Origin of the sequence: Tatumella morbirosei, from assembly GCF_000757425.2 — a bacterium.
Lineage (GTDB): Bacteria > Pseudomonadota > Gammaproteobacteria > Enterobacterales > Enterobacteriaceae > Tatumella > Tatumella morbirosei.
Map to the genome: position 1 here is coordinate 1843857 of NZ_JPKR02000003.1, position 16063 is coordinate 1859919.

Here is a 16063-nt window from a genome sequence, read left to right on the forward strand (position 1 = left end):
TTCCGGCAGGGCGAAAGTATCGCCCTGCCGGCGGATCAGCTGAGTTTTTCCAGCCGCTGTTGTAGTTTTTGATGAATACCTTCAAAGCCGCCGTTACTCATCACCAGTATGGTATCGCCTGGCTGCGCTTCCCGGGCAATCATTTCAACCAGAGTATCGATATCGGCACTCCAGTGTGCCGGTTGCATGCAGGCTTCAGCCACTTCAGACACCTGCCATGAAATGTGGGGCGGCTGGAACAGGAAGACCTGATCCGCCCTGGCCAGTGATGGTGCCAGATCATTTTTACTGATGCCCAGTTTCATGGTGTTTGACCGGGGCTCAAGCACGGCCAGAATCCGGGCTTTGCCTCCCAGTTTGCTGCGTAATGCCGACAATGTCGCCAGAATGGCTGTCGGGTGATGAGCAAAATCATCATACACATCAACGTCATTGAACTTACCGCGCCATTCCAGACGACGACGGGCATTAATAAAATTATTGAGGGCAGCGGCGGCATCCCGGGGAGTGACACCCACATGCCGCGCGGCAGCCATGGCCATCAGCCCATTATGCATATTATGCTCACCCACCAGCGACCAGTTCACCTCAGCCACCGGCTGTCCATCGAACAGCACTTCCCAGTGAGAAGCATCTGCATTGCGCTTTTGCGCCCGCCAGTGTCCGTTTTCGCCGAGCGTTTCCTGCTCACTCCAGCACCCCATCTGAATCACCTGACGCAGATTGCTGTCCTGTTCTGGCCAGATAATTTTTCCGAGGCCTGGCACAATACGCACCAGATGATGAAACTGGCGCTGAATCGCCCGCAGATCATCAAAAATATCGGCATGATCAAACTCCAGGTTATTCAGGATCAGTGTCCGCGGGCAGTAATGGACAAACTTTGAACGTTTGTCGAAAAATGCGCTGTCATATTCATCCGCTTCAATAACGAAGAACGGGCTGTCCCCCAACCGGGCGGACACATCAAAGTTGCCGGGCACGCCACCAATCACAAAACCGGGCGCCAGGCCACAGGCATCCAGGATCCATGCCAGCATTCCGGAAGTGGTCGTTTTTCCATGAGTTCCGGCCACGGCCAGCACCCAGCGATCCCGTAGAACAAAATCATGCAACCACTGCGGGCCGGACATAAAGGGAAGATTTTTTTCCAGTACAGCCTCAACACAGGGATTTCCCCTGCCCATGGCATTCCCGATAATCACCAGATCCGGTGCGGGCTGCAGTTGCTGAGGGTCATAGCCCTGAGTAAGTTCAATACCCTGTTTTTCCAGCAGAGTACTCATCGGCGGGTAAACATTGCTGTCGGAACCTGTCACTTCGTGCCCCAACGAGCGTGCCAGAATTGCCAGCCCGCCCATAAAGGTGCCACAAATACCCAGAATGTGAATGCGCATAAACTGATCCATTGCCCAAAAGTTACTGTACAGTGTAACGCCAGAGCTGATAACTAAGAAATAGGATGATTGATTAAGTTATTCACGCCCGTTAAGTTTGCAATAGTGTTAATATCGGGTAATTCATTAATTAACCTTTCCAGAGAATTGTTATGAAAACATTGGGTGAATTTATTGTTGAGAAGCAGAATGACTTTCCGCACGCTACCGGTGAGTTAACTGCACTGATTTCAGCAATCAAACTTGGCGCGAAAGTGATTCATCGCGACATCAACAAAGCAGGCCTGGTGGATATTCTGGGTGCTAACGGCGTCGAAAACGTTCAGGGTGAGCAGCAGATGAAGCTCGACCTGTTTGCCAACGAAAAGCTGAAATCTGCACTAAAAGCCCGTGGCATAGTCGCCGGTATCGCCTCTGAAGAAGAAGATGAGTTTGTTATTTTTGAAGGCGTGGAGAACGGTAAATACGTGGTATTGATGGACCCACTGGACGGTTCATCGAATATCGACGTTAACGTTTCGGTCGGTACTATTTTCTCTATTTATCACCGCATCACCCCTGTCGGTACTCCGGTCACCGAAGAAGACTTTATGCAACCCGGCACTGAGCAGGTTGCCGCCGGTTATGTGGTCTACGGTTCTTCCACGATGCTGGTTTACACTACCGGTCACGGCGTGCATGCCTTCACTTATGATCCTTCACTCGGCCTGTTCTGTCTGAGCCAGGAACGTATGACCTTCCCGGCCTATGGTGCCACCTATTCAATTAATGAAGGTTACTATTCTCGCTTCCCTAACGGCGTGAAGAAGTACCTGAAGTACTGCCAGCAGGAAGATAAAGAGACTCATCGTCCTTACACTTCACGTTACATCGGTTCTCTGGTGGCAGACTTTCACCGTAACCTGCTGAAAGGCGGTATCTATCTGTACCCAAGCACCGCCAGTTATCCGACAGGGAAATTGCGTCTGCTGTATGAATGCAACCCAATGGCTTTCCTGGCGGAGCAGGCGGGTGGTAAAGCCAGCGACGGTGTTAATCGTATCCTGGAACTCAAACCGCAGACTATCCATCAGCGTAGCCCGTTCTTTGTCGGCAATACGGCGATGGTGGATGATGTTGAACGTTTAATCCGTGATAATCCGGACGACAACGCGAACTAATCTGCGGTATTCACCCACAGAACGCTACCACTGTGGGTGAATCTTTTGTCAGGCCGTCAGCCTGAATGCCGTCACCGTTTGCTGTAATCGCGCACTTTGTTCTTCGAGCGCCTGAGTGGCTGATGTGGCCTGTTCCACCAACGCCGCATTTTGCTGGGCGACCTCATCCATCTGTGTTACCGCAACATTAATCTGCTCAATCCCACGGCTCTGCTCATCTGAAGCTACCGAAATCTCTTTCATCAGTACACTGACCTGCGATACTTCGGAATAAATTTCATTCATTGCTGTGCCGGCACGGCTGGCCATCCTGCTGCCATCCGCGACCTGGGATTGTGAAGCCACAATCAACTGTCTGATCTCTTTAGCTGCATTCGCGCTGCGTTGTGCCAGGCTCCGGACTTCATTGGCAACTACCGAAAATCCTCTGCCCTGCTCGCCGGCGCGGGCCGCCTCTACCGAGGCGTTAAGCGCCAGTATATTGGTCTGAAAGGCAATATCATCAATCATGCCCAGAATATCGCCGATTTTCTGCGAGCTCTGGGTGATATCCTGCATTTTAACCACCACCTGATTCACCACATCCGCCCCACGGTGAGCCGTTTCAGATACGCGGGTAGCTAACTGATAGGCCTGATGCGCATTGCCGGCATTTAACCGCACAGTGGCTGTGATCTGTTCCATACTCGCTGCGGTCTGTTCCAGAGAAGCCGCAGACTCCTCCGTCCGCTGCGAAAGATTAACAATCCCGGCCCCTAGTTCCCGACAGCCAAGGTCAATCTGAACGCTGGCTCCCGAGACCTGTTGTACTGAATGGGTCAGCGAGTTCTGCATATGTTGCAACGTGCTCATCACCACATGCAGGTCTTTACTCCCGGTCAAAGGGACAGTTCGGGTCAGGTCTCCGTCCGCAATCAGTGTCAGATGCTCGCGCACCAGAAACAATGGCGTCAGTAATGCTTTACGTAAAATACGCCAACTGACCACCATAGTTCCGGCAGCTATCACCGAACAAAAAATCAGTAACACGTCCATACGCCATTTACGGTCTCCCGCCAGAACAAACTGCTGCTGCGCAACATCAGTGGCATAACGGTTAAAATTCTGCACTGACTGGCTAAACGCAGCCATCAACGCCGGAAATTTTTCTATGCTCAGGTAATAACCAGCCAGGTCACCACGTTGTAGTTCATCCACCATCGGCAGTATGGCCTGATCCATATAGGCCTGAAAGCTCAGGGCAACATCTTCTGCCATTTCCTTACCTTTCAGGGTGACAGTCCCCGCTTTCAGGAACATGCTCATATGCGACCGGGAATTGGCGACCGCCGTTTTCACATCCTGCAAATATTTTGCGGCCGCAGAGTTGTCGCCCAGTTCCGCTTTACGGGCGGCCAGCGCGGCCAACGAACGTCCATGCAAAAGATCACTGTTACTCTGGTAAAGGCTGGCCAGTTCATTTTCATGGATACGGTTAATTTCGGTCAGTGAGTGGTCTGCCGCATTCAGCGCGAAGAACCCGGTGGCACTGACCACCATCAGCAGAGCCGCCATCAGTATCAGAATAATCAGCAATCCGCTGCGCAGGGACAATTTAAACAGCATAACAACCCATTCCTTAACAGGTTTGCGGGGAGGAATACTCTGTTTATCGTCCCCGGCCACCAATCCTTTACCTGCTTTATGAGCCAATGCTGAGTGACCGGAGAAGCTGAGGTATCCGGCAGCGCTTTGTACAGGGTGTCTTTTCGCATAAAGCACTGGGCGGATCACTCTGAAAGCAGAAAAAGAGGCAATACTTTCACTGTCAGTTAGCTATAATACCGGGCACTTAATTGATGTCATTGAAGGAATTAAACGATGAGTCTGAACCTGGTTGAGGCAGGAAAAGATCTGCCAGAAGATATTTATGTAATCATTGAAATCCCGGCAAACGCTGACCCGATCAAATATGAAGTTGATAAAGCATCAGGCGCCCTGTTTGTTGACCGTTTCATGTCTACCGCCATGTTCTACCCATGTAACTACGGTTACATCAATAATACCCTGTCACTGGATGGTGACCCGGTAGACGTTCTGGTTCCTACACCTTACCCGTTAGAGCATGGCTCAGTGATCCGTTGCCGTCCGGTCGGCGTTCTGAAAATGACCGACGAATCCGGTGAAGATGCAAAAGTCGTTGCTGTTCCCCACAGCAAACTGACCAAAGAATACGATCACGTGAAAGATGTAACTGATTTACCGGAATTACTGCGTGCGCAGATCACCCATTTCTTTGAACACTATAAAGACCTGGAAAAAGGTAAGTGGGTAAAAGTTGACGGATGGGCCGATGCGGCTGCAGCGAAAGCAGAAATCGTCTCTTCTTTTGAACGTGCGAAGAAGTAATCTGCTGCCTTGCGGATAAAAAAACGCCGTCTGTCTCAGACGGCGTTTTTTATTTATGACAACTCTTCATCCCTTTTTAGCCAGTCGCCGCTCTTAATCTGCAGACGACCCGCCACCGGGCGCTGATAGATATACATCCATGCAGTACCGTAGGGTGTGGACAGTAACTGACGCTTGTACTCTCCCCCCCTGGTACGTAACGCATCCAGCTCACCGAGTGTCGTGGCATCAATCCGATACACTTCACAATAAACACTTCCCTGCCCGGCAACCACGCCAGGATAAAGGCCGAGATTATACAGATCGTAACCTTCGACCTGATAATCTCCTAACCACTGCGCATTGGTCATCCAATGACTGTTTCCTTGTTTGCGCCTTAAACTGCCATAGACGATTATTCGCATTGCTAAAACTCAAACTGATAAAGCAAATCGAGCGCCTGATCGACACCAGACACCGCTTCCAAATAGAGTTTAGGCATCAGCCGGTAGCGTAGTGTCAAGGTTGCCAGAGAATCAAATAATCCGACACCATATTTCACCTGTAGCCCTGGCAGGACATAACCGCTGACCTGCACCTGCTGACTATCACCGACCCCTGCGGTATCGAGAGAAAGATTACTCACACCGAAGGTTTCGCCGATTTTGCCCATGACCTGACCACTTTGAGCAACCCCTAACCCAACCAGTGCCGATGTCAGTGCATTGCTGTCACCGTCACTGCCAAGTCCTTGCCCGCGTAATAAGTAAGACAGCGCTTCCTGTTGAGACATCGTCGGGTCGGAGAACACTTCAACTTTAGGTTCATCAGCCAGACCAGTCACACGAATTCCCGCGGTTACACTATCTTCTGTCGCATCAGGGTTGCGGATAGCTTCCAGATTGACATACGGCTGATCCGGCGGACCGGAGAACTGTAACTGTCCTTTGCGTACCAGCAGATCCTGACCATATGCATGGAAGCGTCCTGACGGGATATTAATCTGTCCATTCAGTCCTAGTCCATTCTTATCCTGTATTACTTTTAAATCCCCGGTCAGACGGGCATTCAGACCAAAAGCAGACAGCCGAACATTATCCCCTACATGTATGATTAAATTACTGTTTATCGGGATTGATGCGGTTTTAGGCTGAATCGGCTTCAGATTATCATCCAGCATCACTTCATCAGAAGAAACACCTACAGCACTCTCCGGGACCTGTTGTACGGTAATTCTTGCCCAAGGGACATCCACTTTACCGTCCAGGTTGAAGGCCGATGGCGTGGCCTCAAATACCAGATCCGGCGAGACATCCATCCGGACCATCGGCGGGACAGTCACCCGGATTTTTTCACCTTTGGCGGCGATCCGCGCGCGCCAGTTATCCAGCTGAGCCCAGTCGGCATTACCTGTCAGATTCAGAGAACCCTGTCGTGTCTGGATCTGCCCCTGCAGGGTTGAGCTGACTCCGGAGAATATCAGTTTCAGGTTTGCTGCGGTCATCTCTACCGGCATAAAATTGCCGCTTAGCACCATGTCAGTTAAGGCCGTCTGGCCGAATACCCGTGGATTTTGCAGATTACCGGCCAGTCGCAACTGACTATTCAGCATCCCCTTAATCTGTTCTCCTTTCGCCAGGGCCGGATTAAACATTGCCAGTGACAGGTTAGTAATATTGACCGTACCACTGAGGTTACGCACCTTCTGTGGATCATTAATCAGAATGTTGCCGTCCAACTGCCCATTATTGGCAATCTTCACCAGCCATCCCAGTTGGGCTTTCCCCCCTACCAGTGAGGCTTTCAGGTTTAAAACATCAAAGGCTATCGGTAAAATATTGCCCTGAACATTCTGTTTTACCTCAACGCCTTTACCGGTCAGGGTGACATTACCGGTGGGCAAACCACCGGCGGCCGTCCAGTTCACCCGGGCGTCACCACTGAATACCCCTTTAAGTTGGGTATCTGCCGGTAATACTGGCTTAAGCATCGCTAAATCGAAGCGACTCAGTTGAATGCGTGCATGCCCGTCAGCACCCGCGACTACCGGTTCCGGAATACAAATCTGCGCATTCGGATTCAGCCAGCAATGGGTACCCACCGTAATGGTTTTCTGCACATTTTTATAATCCAGGCTGACGGCCTTACTCAGCCGCCACTCTCCCACCGGTGTGTCGAACCGTGTATTGCTGAGAGCGCCCTGCCAGCGTTGGGTCTGCCGGTCAAAACTACCGTTTAGTTGCAATTGACCCGACACCGGTTCGCCTGCCACCGTCAACTTCAGTTGGTGCTGTTTTTCGTTGCCACTGGCATCGAGCACGATACTGCTAATTTTTAATGCCGCCTGTTGTAACTGCGAAACACGTAATGCCAGTTTTCCGGCAATTTGCTGTGCCGAACTGACATTCCCTTTCAGGCTAAAACTACCAATACTCAGTTGCTGCCAACGCAGACCACGGCCATTAAGATCGGCTTGCAGTTCCGGCTGTTGCAGCGTACCGCGGGCATTAATCGCTCCTGTCACTACTCCACCCAGTCCTGGCAGAGCATTGTTAAGGTGTGAGGCATCGATAGTGGCATCAAGGTTAATTTTATCGGCCAGGGTACCTTTCACCTCCAGCCGGTTTTGCCCCAGCAACAGGCTGATCCCCGGGATATTCCACTGGTTGTAACTGTTGCCGTAAAGCGAACCTTTTACGTTTACCGCATTCTGTTTCACATTACCTGTCAGTGAGACTGATGGCACCCGAACCTGCCAGCTACCGCCATACAGACTGCCACGGGTCGTCATACTACCGTCAAGTTTCGCCGGCCAGTCCGGATACTGCTTCGCGGTATTAATGCCACTCAGTGTCAGCTGGCTGTTCCAGCTAATCGCTTTGGTCCAATCCACCAGCGCATGAAGATCAACATTGCCCTGTAACGCCGACACCCGTAACTTATCCAGTGAGAACTGATCGGTATTCCCTTTACCCTCGAGGGCAATATCTGCAGGGGGTATGGTGCTACCGGACACCGAAGTCCGCAATGAGATGGTATAATCCGTCGCTTTACCCCCCGTGTTCAGCGCCAGATTTTTCACCAGCCAGTCAGCCTGACCCGTCAGCGGCCAGCGCAACTGAGAACTGTTAAGAGATAATGAGAACGGCAGCCCGGTCACTGCTGGCTGAGCCATTGCCTGCAACTGAGCCTTCACCGGTCCGGAAAGATTAAGATTCAGACTGACTTGTTTTTTGGCCGCTCCCTGCATCACCAGCTTCACTTTCTGGCCCTTCACCGGGTCCATATTGATATCACTGTTCAGCGTCAGATTCAGCGGCCAGTCACCATTCAGAGTTGCCTGACCGGTCGCACTGAGAATTCCCTGCTGAGCGTTCACTTTCAGGGTTTGTAAATCCACCTTATTATCGACGGCCTGAGCTTTCAGCAGCAGTTGGTTGACGGTGAGATCGGTATCCCCGGTCAGGCGCAGGTTTTCCCCGCGGATCTCTTCAATAGTCAGATCCAGCGGTAAACGAAACTCAGGCAGATTCAGTAAGGGTTTAGCAAACAACGCTCTCAGCATCTCTGACGGTGATTGTTCCGGTACCGGCTGAGGTTTCGTCGTTGCGGTTTTCGGCTCTGAAGCCGCAGGATGATCGGTGCCGGTCGCAGCGGTGGCTGTCGGGGTTGTGGGTTGTCCTGCTGTCGCAGCAACATTATCCTTCAGCTTATCCGTCTGTTTAGCCACCGCCTCAGCAGAAGCCTGTTGAGTAGTCGCTTTCGCTTTAGGTAGCGCCAGCAGCAGATCGGCGATTTTGGTCGGTGTCAGCGTTAGCTGACGCCCCTGCCAGTTGAGCCCGGTAGAGAAACTTCCCAGGGCAATCGCGGTATCGTCAATTTTGACACTGACATTATCTAAACCAAGATGTCGCAGTATAATGGGATACGGTGTGGAGATATCCCCGCTACTGCTCTCTTCCTCCGGTTTCTGTGGCGAAGCAGGAGCCATCTTACTACTGTCCACCACCACGCTGACATCTTTCAGAGAAATATCGTTAACGCAGACTGAAGAGTGCAGCAGGCATGAAGCATCCAACGACAGGTGCAGTTCATCACCGGATACACTCACCCCGGACATCTGGTATCTCAGCCCTTTGAGAGTAAGATTGCTCCAGCCACCTTCTACCTGCTGTATTTGCAGCCCGGGCACCCAGCGTGCGGCGCTGTTAAACACCAGATGCAGGCCGGGTGCTGTACCAATCAGAAAACCCACCACCGTCAGCAGCAGCAATAAAAAAATCAGGATCCCTGTCAGGACTTTCTTCCATCGCGTCATAGTTCCGGCCCCAGCCCTATATAAAACTGTACTCCGTGATTATCTTTATCACCCACCGGGGCGGCGATATCCAGTTTGATCGGTCCCACAGGAGACGCCCAGCGGATACCAAATCCGGTCCCGGTTTTAATATCTGTATCTTTAAAATTATTCACCGCTTCACCAGAGTCAACGAACACCGCCCCCCACCATTTCCCGGTGAAGTTGTACTGATATTCAATTGAGCCGGTAGCCATCTTCGAAGCACCGGTCAGCTTGCCGTCTGAATCGCGAGGCGAAACGCCCTGATATTTATAACCCCGGATACTGCGATCTCCCCCGGCGAAAAAGCGCAAATCAGGAGGTATACGTTCAAAGTCACTGGTTTCTATCCAGCCAAAGTTGCCACGGAAAACAAAACGATGTTTTTCCGCCAGCGAGCGGATCCAGACATTTTGTGCCTGAAAAATAACAAAATTAACGTCTGATGCCCAGGTAGTGTCAGACACATCAACCGAATAGCGCTGAGAATCACCCCAGGTCGGCATCATCCCGCCGCGCGAGCGGGTCCGGTTTACACTCACTCCGGGATAGATCAGCATGGTCTTATCTGAAACGCTACCCTGGGTATAGTTATCCAGACTCCAGCGTAAATTGAGCGCTTTTTGCCAGCCCGACTTATTTTCCCAGTAACGGGAAACCGCCAGAGTCGAGGTATCTGATTTGGTATCATTCAGGTCAATACGCTTTAAGCCCCCCTGCAACAGATAATATTGCTCCAGCGGGCTTTTCAGTAATGGGATCTTGTAACTCGTGTCCAGCTGTTGTTCAGGCTGTGACAGGTAAGTGTTAACCGACAGACTGTGACCGTATTCGTTAACCCAAGGCCGTTTCCAGCTCGCTTTAACATGCGGTCCGACATCGGTGGAATAGCCGATACCAGTCTCTACCGAGTTTTTAACCGCCGGAGTCAATGCTGCATTTACCGGCAGAATTTTAGTGGTGTGTGCTTTATCAAACTCAGGAGCGGCTACGACTGAGCTGAACCAGCCCGTTGCTGATAACTGGCGGTTTAATTCCGCCAAATCAGTAGAACTGTAATAATCACCTTTATGGAAAGGGATCAGCTTGCGCAAATATTCTTCACGAATATTCGACCCTTCAAAGCTGACATCTCCGAAGCGATAACGCGGCCCACTGTCATAATCGAGATCCCAGAAAGCCTCATGCCGGTCAACCGAAACACCCAGCTGGCTTTTTTTAAACTCACCGTCAAAGTAGCCTTTACGCAGGGCGATACTGGAAAAACCGCTTTTAAAACTGTCATATTGTCCGTGATTCAGTACGGTCCCGTTCTTCGGCCGCCCTTTATTCACCCACTGAATGTAATCAGGATCTTTGCTGCCAGCCCCTTCGACCAAAATGGTACTGCCGGCAATTTTCACCGGGGGTCCTGCATCCACATTCACACGGATAACCGTGTTTTTACCCGCCAACGCGCCAGGTGGCGTCGGGAAGGTGATTTCCGGCTGGTAATAGCCTAACGCTCTGAGACTCTCTTTAATCGAGTCGGTCAGGCGAGCCTCAAAACGACTGTCATTGGAGACTTCTTCACTGGCTATTGCCGCCAGGCGAATCCTGACATTGTTTTGTAATTCGCCTGAAAGCCCTGTCAGCTGCAACTGAACAGTTGCAGCGGGAAGCGAAGGGGCTGCCAAAAGCAATACCGTCACACCATATAGCGATAAACGTAGACGTGGCACGCAAACTCCTGTTAATACCGGCCGTTTTCCCGGAGTCATCACCCGGAGTATATTTAAATACCTTATCTACAGCGTAGTCGTCCATCCGGTCCCGGGGGTAAAAAAACAACGAAAAAAGATAAAAATAACAGACTCATTGGGTATTGTCGGTAAATGCATCAATTAACACAACACCCATAGTAAGATAAAAAACTAATCCAGCAATTTTAAGCTGCAAACTCACCCAAAAAGCTGAGATAAAAAACTGCTATTTTTCCGTTAGCGATACATTACCCTGGTGATGAAAAATTGTTCGCCTTTCCCTCTGGCGGCGTCTCTGTGGCTGCTGTTATAATCGGCGCTCAGGAAAACCTGAATCGTTTCTGTCTGAGAGGTACGCTATTGAGCTGCCGGACAGACATTTTTGGCGCGGATAGCCGGTGTGGCCTTAATGCCATACGTGGATGTTTCTGTTGCCCACGCCAAAAATGACAAAAGTATAAAAATTGGACCTTTTATGTTAGATAGCTTATTTGTCATCTTATTACTGATAGTGATCAGTTCCTTCTTCTCTCTGTCTGAAATTTCGCTGGCAGCCGCCCGCAAAATTAAACTCAAATTACTGGCAGATGAAGGAGATGTGCGGGCGCAACATATCCTGAAAATGCAGGAATCGCCGGGCATGTTCTTTACCGTGGTACAGATTGGCCTGAATGCCGTCGCCATTCTGGGCGGTATCGTTGGCGATGCTGCGTTTTCTCCGGCCTTTAACTCACTTTTTTTGCGTTTTTTCTCGCCGGAAATAGCCGACCAACTGAGCTTTATCTGCTCCTTTACCATCGTCACCAGTTTGTTCATTCTGTTTGCTGACCTGACACCGAAACGCATCGGTATGATTGCGCCGGAAGCCATCGCCCTGCGGATCATCCACCCAATGCGTTTTTGCCTGATGGTATTCCGCCCGCTGGTGTGGTTCTTCAACGGTATGGCGAACAATATATTCCGCCTGTTCAAAATACCGATGGTCCGTAAAGATGACATCACTCCTGATGATATCTATGCGGTGGTAGAAGCCGGTGCTCTTGCAGGGGTGCTCCGTAAGCAGGAACATGAACTTATCGAGAACGTATTTGAACTGGAATCACGAACTGTTCCATCGTCGATGACCTCCCGTGAAAATATTGTCTGGTTTGATCTGAACGAAGATGAAGCAAGCCTGAAGTCGAAAATTGCACGCCATCCGCATTCCAAATTTTTAGTCTGCAATAACGATATTGACCATATCATCGGTTATGTCGATTCCAAAGAATTACTGTTACGTGTACTCGGCAACCAGAGCCTGACCCTCAACAGTGGTGTACAGATCCGGTCGGCACTGATAGTCCCGGATACCCTGACCCTGTCAGAAGCGCTGGAAAGTTTTAAATCAGCAGGTGAAGACTTTGCAGTCATTATGAATGAATATGCGTTGGTCGTGGGTATTATCACCCTGAATGATGTGATGACAACTCTGATGGGTGACCTGGTCGGCCAGGGCTTTGAAGAACAAATTGTCGCCAGGGATGCAAATTCATGGTTGGTTGAGGGCGGCACGCCTATCGACGATGTGATGCGGGTCTTACATATCGATGAGTTCCCGCATAACGGTAATTATGAAACCATCGGTGGCTTTATGATGTACATGCTAAGGAAAATACCGAAACGCACTGATTTTGTGATGTTCTCAGGCTATAAGTTCGAAGTGGTAGATATCGACAGCTATCGTATCGATCAGCTACTGGTCACGAGGATAGACGAGCGACCTGCCGTTGTGGCTCCGCCGGGAACCGTGGTTGCTGAAGAGAGTACGACGGTTAACTAAACTAATAATCAGGGCGCCTGACGGCGCCCTGGCTTTTTTTAACGATATTCTGCCTGTAAGCGCAGTACCAGCCGGTTAATCTCCGACATCACATTCAGTTGCTGCTTATCTTTTACAGACGGCAGTAACAACCTGCCTTTATCGAAGTCAAAAGCCCCAATACCAGTAATATACAAACGGCCTTTAAATAACGTTTTGACGTATTTAGCGATTTGCAGAGGGTTATATCGCTGAAAAATCTTCATCCTTATGATCCTTACTTGCTGATGCCCTGACAGTCAGAGATCCATTAGCGGATTTCACTGTTATGACCACAACTTACTAAAAAAGTGCCCCACCGCTCAATCAGATAAACCACAAAATCATCATGGAATAGTCTTATATTTTGTATATTTATTATAATACAGTATAAAACCAATATCTGTGCAGTATCACACAAATCATTAACAACTCGTGAGCGCGTATCATGCAGGGGATATATTTCAGTAAAATGAAACGAGGATAAAATAGCAGGTAAACGGCGCAGTTAAAGGCCGGGTAAAGCAGCGATTCGCGGCAGATAACGAAGTTAAAGAAATATTTCTGCCGCACAAAAAGCCACAACATCACACCCGCGAGGCCCCTGAAATCTGCTGTTTTCCTGTGCTATAAGCCTTTGCGGCAAACGAAAGCAGCAGTTTATTCCGGTAGAAGAGTGATTATCAGAACAGACTAACCCGAAAACCAGGATTCAGGAACGACTCCCGGGGGGTGTAATCCAGCGTTTTTCCGGCCCAGTCAGTCACATGGGCACCGGCCGCTTTTGCAACGGCATGGCCTGCTCCGGTATCCCAGATATTGGTGGGTCCGAAACGCGGGTAGAGCTGGGCCTTACCTTCAGCCACCAGGCAAAATTTCAGCGAAGAGCCCACCGAAACGGTTTGATGCTCGCCGAGCTGGCTAAGGTACTCTTTCAGCTCGCTGTCAGCATCCGCATGCGAGCGGCTGACAACCACCAGCGGAGGGCTGGCCTGCTGAACATGAATCTGACTGCGAACCCCCTGCTCTTCTTTCCACGCCTTACCCTCAGCCGCAAAATACATCAGATCGCTGGCAGGTGCATAAACGACCCCCGCGACGGGTTCCCCCTGTTCAATCAGAGCGATATTCACGGTAAATTCACCATTACGACGGATAAACTCTTTAGTACCATCCAGCGGATCAACCAGCCAGTAGCGCTGCCATTGTTTACGTTCCTCCCAGGAGACCGGGGACTCTTCCGACAATACCGGAATGTCCGGGGTCAGTGTCGATAACCCATCGAGGATCACATGATGGGCCGCAATATCCGCCGCGGTGACCGGCGAGTTATCCGCTTTGTGCAAAACTTCGGTGGGCTGGCTGGCATCATAGATCTGCATAATTTCCGCCCCGGCCGCTCTCGCCAACTGGCAAAGTTGTTCCAGCATGATTCACCTCGTTACAATCGGCATCCCGTGACAGAGATGCATCATTAATTTCAGTTTTTCAGTGTAACGTATTTTTTCAGGGCGTGCAGAAGGCTGTTGAATGCAAAAACCTGTGCTCCAATCCCCTTATATCGGCTGTATCACCAAATTTAAGCCAAAAAAAACCGGCACATCGGCCGGTTTATACTGAGCAGAAGAATTACAGAATTTCCAGTAACTCAACTTCGAAGACCAGTGTGCTTAGCGGAGGAATCGATGCACCTGCGCCACGCTCACCATAAGCCAGCTGCTGAGGGATCACCAGTTCCCACTTCGAGCCTACCGGCATCAGGGTTAATGCTTCGATCCATCCAGCGATAACACCGCTGACCGGGAATTCAGCCGGCTCGCCACGCTGCACTGAGCTGTCGAATACCGTGCCATCAATCAGTTTACCGGTATAATGAACACGAACCCTGTCCTGACGTGAAGGAATGGGACCCTCACCCTGAGTCAGTACGCGAAATTGCAGGCCAGATTCGGTGCTGCTGACGCCTTCACGCTGGCGGTTCTCTTCGAGGTATTTCAGGCCTTCGGCAGCCATCACCTGAGTACGTTCCTGACGTACGGCCTCAGCACGCTCATGAACTTCGCGCAGTGCACGGTGTACGACGTCCACAGGGACAGCCGGCGAGTTTCCTTCCAGAGCATCACGCAGACCGGCCAGTAAGGCTTCAGGCTGTAATCCCTGTAATCCTGATTCCAGCAGCTGCTGCCCAACCTGCAGTCCAATACCGTAACTTGCCTGCGCTTCAACGCTATCAAAAGAAAGAGTCGTCATTTCCTGTTCCTGTTTTATCCTGGATAATTGAGACGGCAGCATAACAGCGCACGGCTCCGGGGTAAAACCGAACCTGCAACTGGTGACTTTTTTTTCTGAAAGAGAAACAATAGCAGGCATAAAGTGCAACTATCTGCGGGTCTGCTATAAACAATAGATCAGAGTCGTAACGCAACAATCATTCGCCGTATAATAAGAGAGAGTACAGATGGGCCAATTTGCCCGCCGTCAGCACCCTACTATCCGAAGTCGCGTTGCAGATGCCATCAGGGCTATAAAGCCCCATAGCCTGCGCCGTTTGTTCACTTCGTCAGAGGAAACGAGTATGCGGAAACAGGAAAATACCGCCGGTCAGTCTTCCCTGCTCAGTTCTGTAGGGCATTGGCCCCGGAAGTTGCACTGGATGGATCCTCTGCCACTCAGCCATCGCTGGGGAATCTTTGCCGGCGTAATACTGGTGGTCATCGGCTTTTTATTACCGGGTCAGTCACAGCAGTTTCCGGTACAACGGCCACTGAATCACAACTCAACAGTGATGCAGGCACAGCTGGAGAACAGCAGCGACAGCTCATCCTCTATTCCGGCGCCATCGTCAGATGACCCGCAGGGACAATGGCACAACTACCAGATAGCTGAAGGAGAGACACTGGCCCAGTTATTCAGAGACAACAATTTGCCGGTCAGTGATGTATTTGCGATGGCGAATGTCGAAGGGGCGGATAAACCGCTCAGTAACTTACAGACAGGTCAACAAATCCGGTTGCGGATCAATGCCAGAGGTACGGTCACCGGGTTAACCCTTAACGGTAGCAACGGACCAGTACTGTTTGTCCGTCAGAGCAACGGCAGCTTTATCCGGGCCCAGTAAAATCAGTGTGCGTCCGGCTTCATCCGGCAAAAGACAGAAACAAAAACGAGCNGANCGACGTACGTACGTACGTCGTCGTCGTACGTACGTACGTACGTACGTA

The 16063-nt window shown here is 50.6% G+C and carries 12 protein-coding genes; 4 read left to right on the plus strand and 8 right to left on the minus strand.

What is annotated here, in order from left to right; translation table 11 throughout:
* Positions 1-35: 35 nt before the first annotated feature.
* Entirely contained in the window at positions 36-1397 is a 1362-nt protein-coding gene (mpl, locus tag HA49_RS11275; protein ID WP_038023484.1) for a UDP-N-acetylmuramate:L-alanyl-gamma-D-glutamyl-meso-diaminopimelate ligase, read from the minus strand.
* Positions 1398-1549: 152 nt separating this feature from the next.
* On the opposite strand from mpl, the gene fbp reads away from it, so the two are divergent.
* Positions 1550-2557, plus strand: a complete 1008-nt coding sequence (gene fbp / locus HA49_RS11280; RefSeq protein ID WP_038023402.1) for a class 1 fructose-bisphosphatase — start codon at positions 1550-1552, stop codon at positions 2555-2557.
* 48 nt (positions 2558-2605) lie between these two features.
* Here the strand turns inward: fbp and HA49_RS11285 are convergent, their stop codons facing one another.
* Positions 2606-4162: a methyl-accepting chemotaxis protein gene (locus HA49_RS11285; RefSeq protein ID WP_245610179.1), complete on the minus strand. Its 1557-nt coding sequence runs from the start codon at positions 4160-4162 to the stop codon at positions 2606-2608.
* Between the two features lie 255 nt (positions 4163-4417).
* Here HA49_RS11285 and ppa point away from each other — a divergent pair, with 255 nt between their 5' ends.
* Positions 4418-4945 (plus strand): inorganic diphosphatase, encoded by a 528-nt coding sequence (gene ppa / locus HA49_RS11290; protein WP_038023405.1) that lies wholly within the window; start codon positions 4418-4420, stop codon positions 4943-4945.
* 53 nt (positions 4946-4998) lie between these two features.
* Here the strand turns inward: ppa and HA49_RS11295 are convergent, their stop codons facing one another.
* From HA49_RS11295 to tamA, 3 genes are read right to left on the minus strand one after another with little or no spacing between them, the layout of a single operon-like run.
* Positions 4999-5349 (minus strand): gamma-glutamylcyclotransferase family protein, encoded by a 351-nt coding sequence (locus tag HA49_RS11295; RefSeq protein ID WP_038023407.1) that lies wholly within the window; start codon positions 5347-5349, stop codon positions 4999-5001.
* Positions 5350-5351: 2 nt separating this feature from the next.
* Entirely contained in the window at positions 5352-9242 is a 3891-nt protein-coding gene (gene tamB / locus HA49_RS11300) for an autotransporter assembly complex protein TamB (RefSeq protein WP_038023409.1), read from the minus strand.
* On the minus strand, positions 9239-10984 hold the full coding sequence (gene tamA / locus HA49_RS11305; protein ID WP_038023412.1) for an autotransporter assembly complex protein TamA: 1746 nt from the start codon (positions 10982-10984) through the stop codon (positions 9239-9241). The genes tamB and tamA overlap by 4 nt, the downstream gene beginning before the upstream one ends.
* A gap of 496 nt (positions 10985-11480) precedes the next feature.
* Here tamA and paeA point away from each other — a divergent pair, with 496 nt between their 5' ends.
* Positions 11481-12824 carry a polyamine export protein PaeA gene (gene paeA, locus HA49_RS11310; protein ID WP_038023489.1) on the plus strand — a complete coding sequence of 448 codons (1344 nt, stop codon included), beginning with the start codon at positions 11481-11483 and terminating at the stop codon, positions 12822-12824.
* Between the two features lie 38 nt (positions 12825-12862).
* Here the strand turns inward: paeA and HA49_RS11315 are convergent, their stop codons facing one another.
* The 3 genes from HA49_RS11315 to bamJ form a co-directional block, all read right to left on the minus strand.
* A complete protein-coding gene (locus HA49_RS11315; RefSeq protein WP_038023414.1) occupies positions 12863-13069 on the minus strand; it encodes a DUF1107 domain-containing protein in 207 nt (68 codons plus the stop codon).
* Between the two features lie 456 nt (positions 13070-13525).
* Positions 13526-14272, minus strand: coding sequence for a 3'(2'),5'-bisphosphate nucleotidase CysQ (cysQ, locus tag HA49_RS11325; RefSeq protein WP_038023417.1), 747 nt, complete (start codon positions 14270-14272; stop codon positions 13526-13528).
* A gap of 199 nt (positions 14273-14471) precedes the next feature.
* On the minus strand, positions 14472-15092 hold the full coding sequence (gene bamJ / locus HA49_RS11330) for a BamJ family beta-barrel-assembly machinery protein (RefSeq protein WP_038023492.1): 621 nt from the start codon (positions 15090-15092) through the stop codon (positions 14472-14474).
* A gap of 325 nt (positions 15093-15417) precedes the next feature.
* Between bamJ and HA49_RS11335 the strand changes: the two genes are divergently transcribed.
* Complete coding sequence (locus tag HA49_RS11335) at positions 15418-15960, plus strand: LysM-like peptidoglycan-binding domain-containing protein (RefSeq protein WP_052752472.1); 543 nt, start codon at positions 15418-15420, stop codon at positions 15958-15960.
* The last annotated feature ends 103 nt before the right edge of the window (positions 15961-16063 follow it).

What these genes read in the sequence shown, in the direction of transcription:
- mpl (WP_038023484.1), bottom strand. Translation starts at nt 1,397, where the DNA reads ATGCGCATTCACATTCTGGGTATTTGTGGCACCTTTATGGGCGGGCTG.
- fbp (WP_038023402.1), top strand. Translation starts at nt 1,550, where the DNA reads ATGAAAACATTGGGTGAATTTATTGTTGAGAAGCAGAATGACTTTCCG.
- HA49_RS11285 (WP_245610179.1), bottom strand. Translation starts at nt 4,162, where the DNA reads ATGCTGTTTAAATTGTCCCTGCGCAGCGGATTGCTGATTATTCTGATA.
- ppa (WP_038023405.1), top strand. Translation starts at nt 4,418, where the DNA reads ATGAGTCTGAACCTGGTTGAGGCAGGAAAAGATCTGCCAGAAGATATT.
- HA49_RS11295 (WP_038023407.1), bottom strand. Translation starts at nt 5,349, where the DNA reads ATGCGAATAATCGTCTATGGCAGTTTAAGGCGCAAACAAGGAAACAGT.
- tamB (WP_038023409.1), bottom strand. Translation starts at nt 9,242, where the DNA reads ATGACGCGATGGAAGAAAGTCCTGACAGGGATCCTGATTTTTTTATTG.
- paeA (WP_038023489.1), top strand. Translation starts at nt 11,481, where the DNA reads ATGTTAGATAGCTTATTTGTCATCTTATTACTGATAGTGATCAGTTCC.
- HA49_RS11315 (WP_038023414.1), bottom strand. Translation starts at nt 13,069, where the DNA reads ATGAAGATTTTTCAGCGATATAACCCTCTGCAAATCGCTAAATACGTC.
- cysQ (WP_038023417.1), bottom strand. Translation starts at nt 14,272, where the DNA reads ATGCTGGAACAACTTTGCCAGTTGGCGAGAGCGGCCGGGGCGGAAATT.
- bamJ (WP_038023492.1), bottom strand. Translation starts at nt 15,092, where the DNA reads ATGACGACTCTTTCTTTTGATAGCGTTGAAGCGCAGGCAAGTTACGGT.
- HA49_RS11335 (WP_052752472.1), top strand. Translation starts at nt 15,418, where the DNA reads ATGCGGAAACAGGAAAATACCGCCGGTCAGTCTTCCCTGCTCAGTTCT.